6 protein-coding genes are annotated in these 6,467 nt (G+C 69.2%); 2 read left to right on the top strand and 4 right to left on the bottom strand.

From position 1 onward, the window contains the following. Positions 1 to 919 precede the first annotated feature (919 nt). The 4 genes from ligA to DI276_RS14475 are packed head-to-tail and all read right to left on the bottom strand — an operon-like array spanning position 920 to position 4,280. Positions 920 to 2,911 (bottom strand): NAD-dependent DNA ligase LigA, encoded by a 1,992-nt coding sequence (gene ligA, locus DI276_RS14490; RefSeq protein WP_112263867.1) that lies wholly within the window; start codon positions 2,909 to 2,911, stop codon positions 920 to 922. A gap of 58 nt (positions 2,912 to 2,969) precedes the next feature. Further along, positions 2,970 to 3,443 (bottom strand): DUF6653 family protein, encoded by a 474-nt coding sequence (locus DI276_RS14485; protein WP_112263866.1) that lies wholly within the window; start codon positions 3,441 to 3,443, stop codon positions 2,970 to 2,972. Further along, a complete protein-coding gene (locus DI276_RS14480) occupies positions 3,433 to 4,014 on the bottom strand; it encodes a TetR family transcriptional regulator (RefSeq protein ID WP_112263865.1) in 582 nt (193 codons plus the stop codon). The genes DI276_RS14485 and DI276_RS14480 overlap by 11 nt, the downstream gene beginning before the upstream one ends. Before the next feature lie 35 nt (positions 4,015 to 4,049). After that, positions 4,050 to 4,280, bottom strand: a complete 231-nt coding sequence (locus DI276_RS14475; protein WP_112263864.1) for a hypothetical protein — start codon at positions 4,278 to 4,280, stop codon at positions 4,050 to 4,052. A gap of 93 nt (positions 4,281 to 4,373) precedes the next feature. On the opposite strand from DI276_RS14475, the gene DI276_RS14470 reads away from it, so the two are divergent. Then, the gene (locus DI276_RS14470; RefSeq protein WP_112263863.1) at positions 4,374 to 5,348 is read left to right on the top strand and encodes a pyridoxal-phosphate dependent enzyme; all 975 of its coding nucleotides are present in this window, start codon (positions 4,374 to 4,376) and stop codon (positions 5,346 to 5,348) included. Further along, positions 5,345 to 6,454, top strand: a complete 1,110-nt coding sequence (locus tag DI276_RS14465; protein ID WP_112263862.1) for an ArgE/DapE family deacylase — start codon at positions 5,345 to 5,347, stop codon at positions 6,452 to 6,454. Before DI276_RS14470 ends, DI276_RS14465 begins: the two co-directional genes overlap by 4 nt. Positions 6,455 to 6,467 lie beyond the last annotated feature (13 nt).

The raw sequence follows: 6,467 nt of genomic DNA, 5'->3' as shown, positions 1-6,467 counted from the left end.
CCGTTGTAGAGAGTGGTCGGTGCGGTCCTGGTCCCCCGGGCCTCACTTGAATCGCCTTCGCGGAAGACCGTTCGGCTGGTACCGCGTTGTGCCCACCGCCGAGAGGCGACCGCCGCACCGACCATCACAGACCAGCTTTCGGGCCGTCCCCCAGGCGGCTCGAAAGCATCGCGCTCAGGCCGTCGCACCCCCTCGCGGCGGAGTGAGCGGCACCGCCCTCAGGCCGTCGCATCCCCCCGCGGCGGTCTGAGCGGCACCGCCCTCAGGCCGTCGCCCCCAGACGGCTTGACGGCACCACGCTCAAGCCGTCGCATCCCCCCGCGGCGGAGTGAGCGGCACAGCGTCAGGTCGTTCCCCAAGACGGCTTGACGGCATCGCCCTCAGGCCGCCGCACACCCCCCAACGGCGGCCTGAGGGCAGCAAACCTCAAGCCGTCACCTGCACCCCGACGGCGGCTTGAGCAGCACGCCCCCAAGGTCGTCGCATCCCCCCAGCGGCGATCTGAGCGGCACCGCCTCAGGCCGTCACCCCCAGACGACCTGACGGCACCGCGCTCACTCCGTCGCATCCCCCCGCGACGGAGTGAGCGACACCGCCTCAGGCCGCCCCCGACGGCTTGACGGCATCGCCCTCAGGCCGTCACACACACCCAACGGCGGCCTGAGGGCAGCAAAACCTCAAGCCGTCAGCTATCCCCCGACGCCGTCAGCTATCCCCCGACGGCGGCCTGTGCAGCACGCCCCAGGTCGTCGCACGCCCGGCGGCGATCTGAGCGGCACCGCCTCAGGTCGTTCCCGCAGACGGCTTGACGGCACCGCGCTCGAGCCGTCTCATCCCCCGGCGGCGGCTTGAGCAGCACCGCCCTCAGGTCGTCACCTGTCCCCCGACGGCGGCCTGAGGGCGTTTTGCCGCAACGGCTTCAGGCGATGCCCGCGTCGATCAGCACCTTCCAGATCTCGCCCTGGTCGACCACCTCGACGCCGAGCTTCTCCGCCTTCGTCAGCTTGCTCGCGCCCACGCCGGCGCCCGTGATGAGCAGGTCCGTGGTCGCGGACACCGAGGACGCGGCCGTGGCGCCCGCGCGCTCGCACATCTTCTGGAACGTCGGACGGGTGACCTTCTCGCCCGAGCGCGGGTCGCTGATCGACCCCGTGATGACGACGGACTTGCCGTCCAGAGGAGCGCCGGCGACCACCTTGGGGGGCAGGTCCTCCTCGCGGACCTCCAGCGAGACGCCGCGTTCGCGCAGGCGCTCGATCTCCGGGCGCAGGCGGGCCAGGTGGTGGGTCAGCGACTCGGCGACCTTCTGCCCGATGTCCTCCACCGCCACCAGCTTCTCGACGCCCGCGTCGGCGACCTCCTCCAACGAGCCGAAGCCCGCGCGGCACAGGCGGGCGGCGGTGCCTTCGGAAGCCATCGGGATCGAGAGGCCGATCAGGGCTCGGCGCAGGCCCACGGCGCGGCTGCGGTCGATGGACTCGATCATGCGGGTCGCGGAGATCTCGCCCACGCGGTCGAACTCCAGCAGGCGTTCTTTGGTGAGCGTGTAGAAGTCGGACGGGTTCACCAGGTCGCCGGTCTCGGCGAGGCGTTCGATCCACACCTGGCCGATCGCGTCGATGTCGGCGGCGGCGCGGGAGGACCAGTGGATCAGGCGGCGGACGGTCTGGGCCGGGCAGGCGGCGTTGGTGCAGAACAGTTCGCGGCTGTTGCCCTGTTCGGTCAACCCCTGGGCACACGACGGGCACGACGAGGGCGGGACGATCTCGCGCTCGGCTCCGGTGCGCTTCGAGGCGTCCAGGACGCCGGCCACGAACGGGATCACGTCGCCGGCGCGGCGGACCAGCACGGTGTCGCCGATCTTGATGCCGCGCGAGCGGATGACCTCCTGGTTGGCCAGGGTGGCGCGGGTGACGGTGGTGCCGCCCACGAAGACGGGCTCGAGCCAGGCGACCGGGGCGATCTTGCCGGTCTTGCCGACGTCCCAGACGACGTCCAGCAGCACCGTGGTCTTCTCCTCGGCGGCGAACTTGTACGCGATCGCGCCGCGCGGCGAGGACGAGCGGGTGCCGGCGGCGGCGAACGCGTCGCGGTTGGCCAGGCGCAGCACGGCGCCGTCGAGGTCGTAGTCCAGCGAGTTGCGCGCCTCTTCGATGCCCTCGATCAGCTTCTGGGCTTCCGCAGCGGACGAGCAGTGGCTCATCTCGGCGACGCTGAAGCCGAGCTTGCGCAGGCCCGCGTCGAGGTCGGAGTCGGCGCTCTCCGGTTCGGTGGTGAGGTCGAACGCGAAGAACTGCATGCGGCGGCCCTCGACGGCCTTCGGGTCCTTGGCGCGCAGGGTGCCCGCCGCCGCGTTGCGCGGGTTGATCAGCGGCTTGTCCGGGTGGGCCGCGTTGTAGGTGTTGAACGTCGAGCGCAGCATCACGCACTCGCCGCGCACCTCGACCCGGCCCGGCGCGTCGACCTTGTCCGGCACGCCGTCGCACAGAGCACGCGTCAAAAACGTCACGTCGTCGCCCGTCGTGCCGTCGCCGCGGGTGACGGCACGCGCCAGCCGCCCGTTCTCGTAGACCAGGGCCAGCGACAGGCCGTCGAGCTTGGGCATGACGACCACCGGCTGGCCGGGGAACCTGGCGAAGAACGCCTCGACCTGCTCCGCCTTGTTCGCCTTCTCCAGCGACAGCATCGGCCGCGAGTGGCGCACCGGCGCGTGCAGCACCGACGGCGCGCCCACGTGGTCGAGCGGGTTGTCCTCCGGCGCCAGCTCCGGGTGCTTCGCGACCAACGCCCGGAACTCGTCCTCGATCGCGTCGTACTCGGCGTCGGCCACGAGCGGCTCGCCCTGGTAGTACGCGCCGCGCAGCTCGACGATCCGCGCGGCGAGCTCCTGAATCCGGTCCCCAGCACTCATGGGAGGGACGTTACCCGGCAGCACTGACAATTCCCGTGCAGTCGCGATCGAGCGCCGCTCAAGCCGCGTTCACGCGCTCCCAGAGCCACCCGAACCGGTCAATGCGCCACAGCTGCGCGACCACGACCAGTGTCGCCCCGAACACCGTCGGCCACACCGAGAGCGCCACCAGTCCCCAGATGATCAACCCGAAGCCCACCGACCCCAGCAAGACCAGGATCCGCAGCACCGACCGGTGGTCCGGTGGCACCGCAGACCGGTTCTCCAGCCAGGTGCGTTCGCCGTAGATGCCCCGCGACGTCCAGCCGCGCGGCGAAGAGACCGGCGCGAACACCTTGACGTTCAGCCACAGCCACACGACCACCACGAAGATCGGCACGAGACACCACCAGCCGATCCACGTCCGGCTCCAGATCGCCAGCAGCATGGCCGGGATCGCCGCGAACCGCGTCCAGACGCTCCACGGGTTCGCGTGCCGCCGCCACGCCTCGTCGTCCATCCGGAACAACCGGGCCACCCGCTCAACGTCCACTGTGCACCTCCGAGAACGCCGACAGGAACCGGTCGTCGGTGAAGAGCCCGTGCGTCAGCATCTCCAGCCCGGCCACCGCACCCCGCACAGCGACCGCGGTCTCGGCCGGGTCACCGCCGAGCAACCGGCCAACCTGCTGCCCCAGCACAAGCGGCGCCAACAGCCACGACACGTACGTAACGGCCCGAGCGCGCGCATCGGAGCAAGGCCGCACCCATCCCTCGACCTCTCCCCCAGCGAGCCATGACTCCGTGCGCGCCACGATCGAGTCGAACAAAGCAGCCGCACCAACGGTTCCATCCAACAGCGAACGAGCCAGGTAGCGGCGAACCGGCGTCGCGGCGGACAAGACCTCCCCGAGATCACCCTCAGCGGAGAACCCGTCCAGCACGTACTCGTCGCACGCCTGCCGCAGCCCGTCCTTCGACCCGAAGTGGTGCAGCACCAAAGCGGCCGACACCCCGGCATCGGCCGCGACTGCCCGCACGGACGTCCCAGCCACCCCGTCGGCGCCGAAGCGCGCCAGGGCGGCGTCCCGGATACGGGCGCGCGCCGTCAGATCTGAACGCATGTTCAGAGTATTGAACAAACGTTCAGCCGAAGCAACTAGTCCCGCGGGCCGCGCAACGTCAGAACAACCCGCAGCACGTGCTCGACGGCCGCCGGGAACACCGCTCCCCGCAGCTCATCGCGGTGCGCGAGGGTCTGCCCCGCGAACTCGAGCATGCGCTCCGGCCCCACCCGGCCGACCACCAACGCGGCGACCTCCTCCAGCTCCAGGCCGGGGTTGTCCAAACGGGTGAGCGCGAACTCGACGATCAGCTCCTCCTCGGTCACCGGCGCCTCCTCCCAGATTCGTCGGATTCTCCCACCGATACAGATCGAAAACATGCGCTGGACCGACGATCGGCACCACCGCACGCTGTCCTCATGAAGTTCTTGCGCCCAGCCACCACCTGGACGTGCCCGCCCGCGCCCGCGACAGTGCGGGACTTCCACGCGCGACTTCCCGATTACGCGCCCACTCCGCTGACGGAACTCCCCGCCCTCGCCACGGAACTGAAAGTCGGCCGGTTGTTCGTCAAGGACGAATCCTCCCGGCTCGGCCTGCCCGCGTTCAAGGCCCTCGGCGCGTCCTGGGCGGTGCACCAGGTCCTGAAAGACCAAACCGGACAGGTCACGCTCACCACGGCGACCGACGGCAACCACGGCCGCGCGGTCGCCCGCATGGCCCGGATCTTCGGCCACAAAGCGCACATCTTCGTGCCGCACAACGTTCCAGAGCACGCCGTCGCAGCCATCAAAGCCGAACAGGCCGAAGTCACGATCGTCAACGGCAACTACGACGACGCGGTCGGCATGGCAGCGCAGGCCGACGGAATTCTCGTCCAGGACATGGGCTGGCCGGGCTACGAGCAGATCCCGGCCTGGATCGTCGAGAGCTACAGCACCCTGTGCACGGAGATCGACGAGCAACTCGACCAAGAACCCGACCTCGTCGTCATCCCGGTCGGCGTGGGCTCGTTCGCCCAGGCCGTGATCACGCACTACCGCAGCCGCAACTCCAAGACCAAGCTCCTGGCCGTCGAACCCGACACCGCCGCGTGCGTACTGGAAAGCCTGAAAGCCGGCGAGCGAAAGACCATCCGCACCAAAGACACGATCATGACCGGACTCAACTGCGGCACCCCCAGCGCGACCGCCTGGCCGTTCCTGCACAACGGTTTGGACGCCGCGGTGGCCATCACCGACGCCGAGTGCGCCAAAGCAGTCAACGACCTCAGAGCGCACAACGTCCACTCCGGACCCTGCGGTGCCGCGTCACTCGCCGGGCTCCGCGCCATCCGCACCGACTTCGACGACCTGAACACCGTCGTGCTCATCAGCACCGAAGGGGCCCGATGAACACACGTGACCTGCTGGCCGAGCTGATCGCCATCGACTCGGTCAACCCCGACCTCGTCCCCGGCGGCAACGGCGAGTCCGAGATCGCCGACTTCTGCACCGAATGGTTCAAGCGCAACAACTTCGAGGTCCACCGCTTGGAGCAGCGAAAGGGCAGACCGTCAGTGGTCGCCGTCAAACGCGGAACCGGCGGCGGCAGGTCGTTGATGCTCAACGGCCACATCGACACGGTCGGCACGTCGAACTACGACGGCGACCCGCTTCACCCGGAGATCAGCGACGGCAAGATGTTCGGCCGCGGCACGTTCGACATGAAGGGCGGCGTGGCGGCGATGATGGTCGCCGCAGGCAAAGCCACCGAACACCCGCTCCGAGGTGACGTGATCGTCGCGTGCGTGGCCGACGAAGAACACGGCAGCCACGGCACGGAAGAAGTGCTCACGAGATTCACCGCCGACGCCGCCATCGTCACCGAACCCAGCCACCTCGAAGTCACGTTGGCGCACAAGGGTTTCGTGTGGTTCGACGTGGAGGTCGCAGGCAAAGCGGCGCACGGCTCACGACCAGAGCTGGGCGTCGACGCGATCGCCAAAGCGGGCCACTTCCTGGTGGCGCTGGACCAGATGAACCTCACCACCGAACACCATCTCCTCGGGACGGGCACCATCCACGCGTCGCTGATCAGCGGCGGCGAGGAGGCCTCCACCTACCCGTCGAGCTGCAAGATCACCCTCGAACGCCGCACGGTCCCCGGCGAAACCCCGGACCAGGTCGAAGCCGAGCTCACGAAGATCCTCGACCACCTCACCGCCACCGTCCCCGACTTCAAGGCCGAACTCACCCGCGGTCTCGCAAGAGACCCGTTCGAAGCCGACGAGAACGCCGACATCGTCCGCACGCTGATCGCCAACCTCGGCGAACCGCCGGTCATCCGCGCCGAACCGTTCTGGACCGACTGCGCCCTGCTGGACCAGGCAGGCATCCCCTGCCTGCTGTTCGGCGTCGACGGCGCGGGCGCCCACGCGGCCACCGAGCACGTCGACCTCGCCTCGCTCGACCGCGTCACCGACGTGCTGACCAGAACGATCATCGACTTCTGCAGGTGAGATCCCTAGATTC

Source organism: Lentzea terrae, from assembly GCF_003265345.1.
Classification (GTDB): Bacteria; Actinomycetota; Actinomycetes; order Mycobacteriales; family Pseudonocardiaceae; genus Lentzea; species Lentzea terrae.
This window is presented reverse-complemented; position numbering and strand designations above follow the sequence as displayed.

Excerpts from the sequence above, each read along its gene's own strand:
- DI276_RS14465 (WP_112263862.1), top strand. The coding sequence starts at position 5,345 with ATGAACACACGTGACCTGCTGGCCGAGCTGATCGCCATCGACTCGGTC.
- DI276_RS14480 (WP_112263865.1), bottom strand. The coding sequence starts at position 4,014 with ATGCGTTCAGATCTGACGGCGCGCGCCCGTATCCGGGACGCCGCCCTG.
- ligA (WP_112263867.1), bottom strand. The coding sequence starts at position 2,911 with ATGAGTGCTGGGGACCGGATTCAGGAGCTCGCCGCGCGGATCGTCGAG.
- DI276_RS14470 (WP_112263863.1), top strand. The coding sequence starts at position 4,374 with ATGAAGTTCTTGCGCCCAGCCACCACCTGGACGTGCCCGCCCGCGCCC.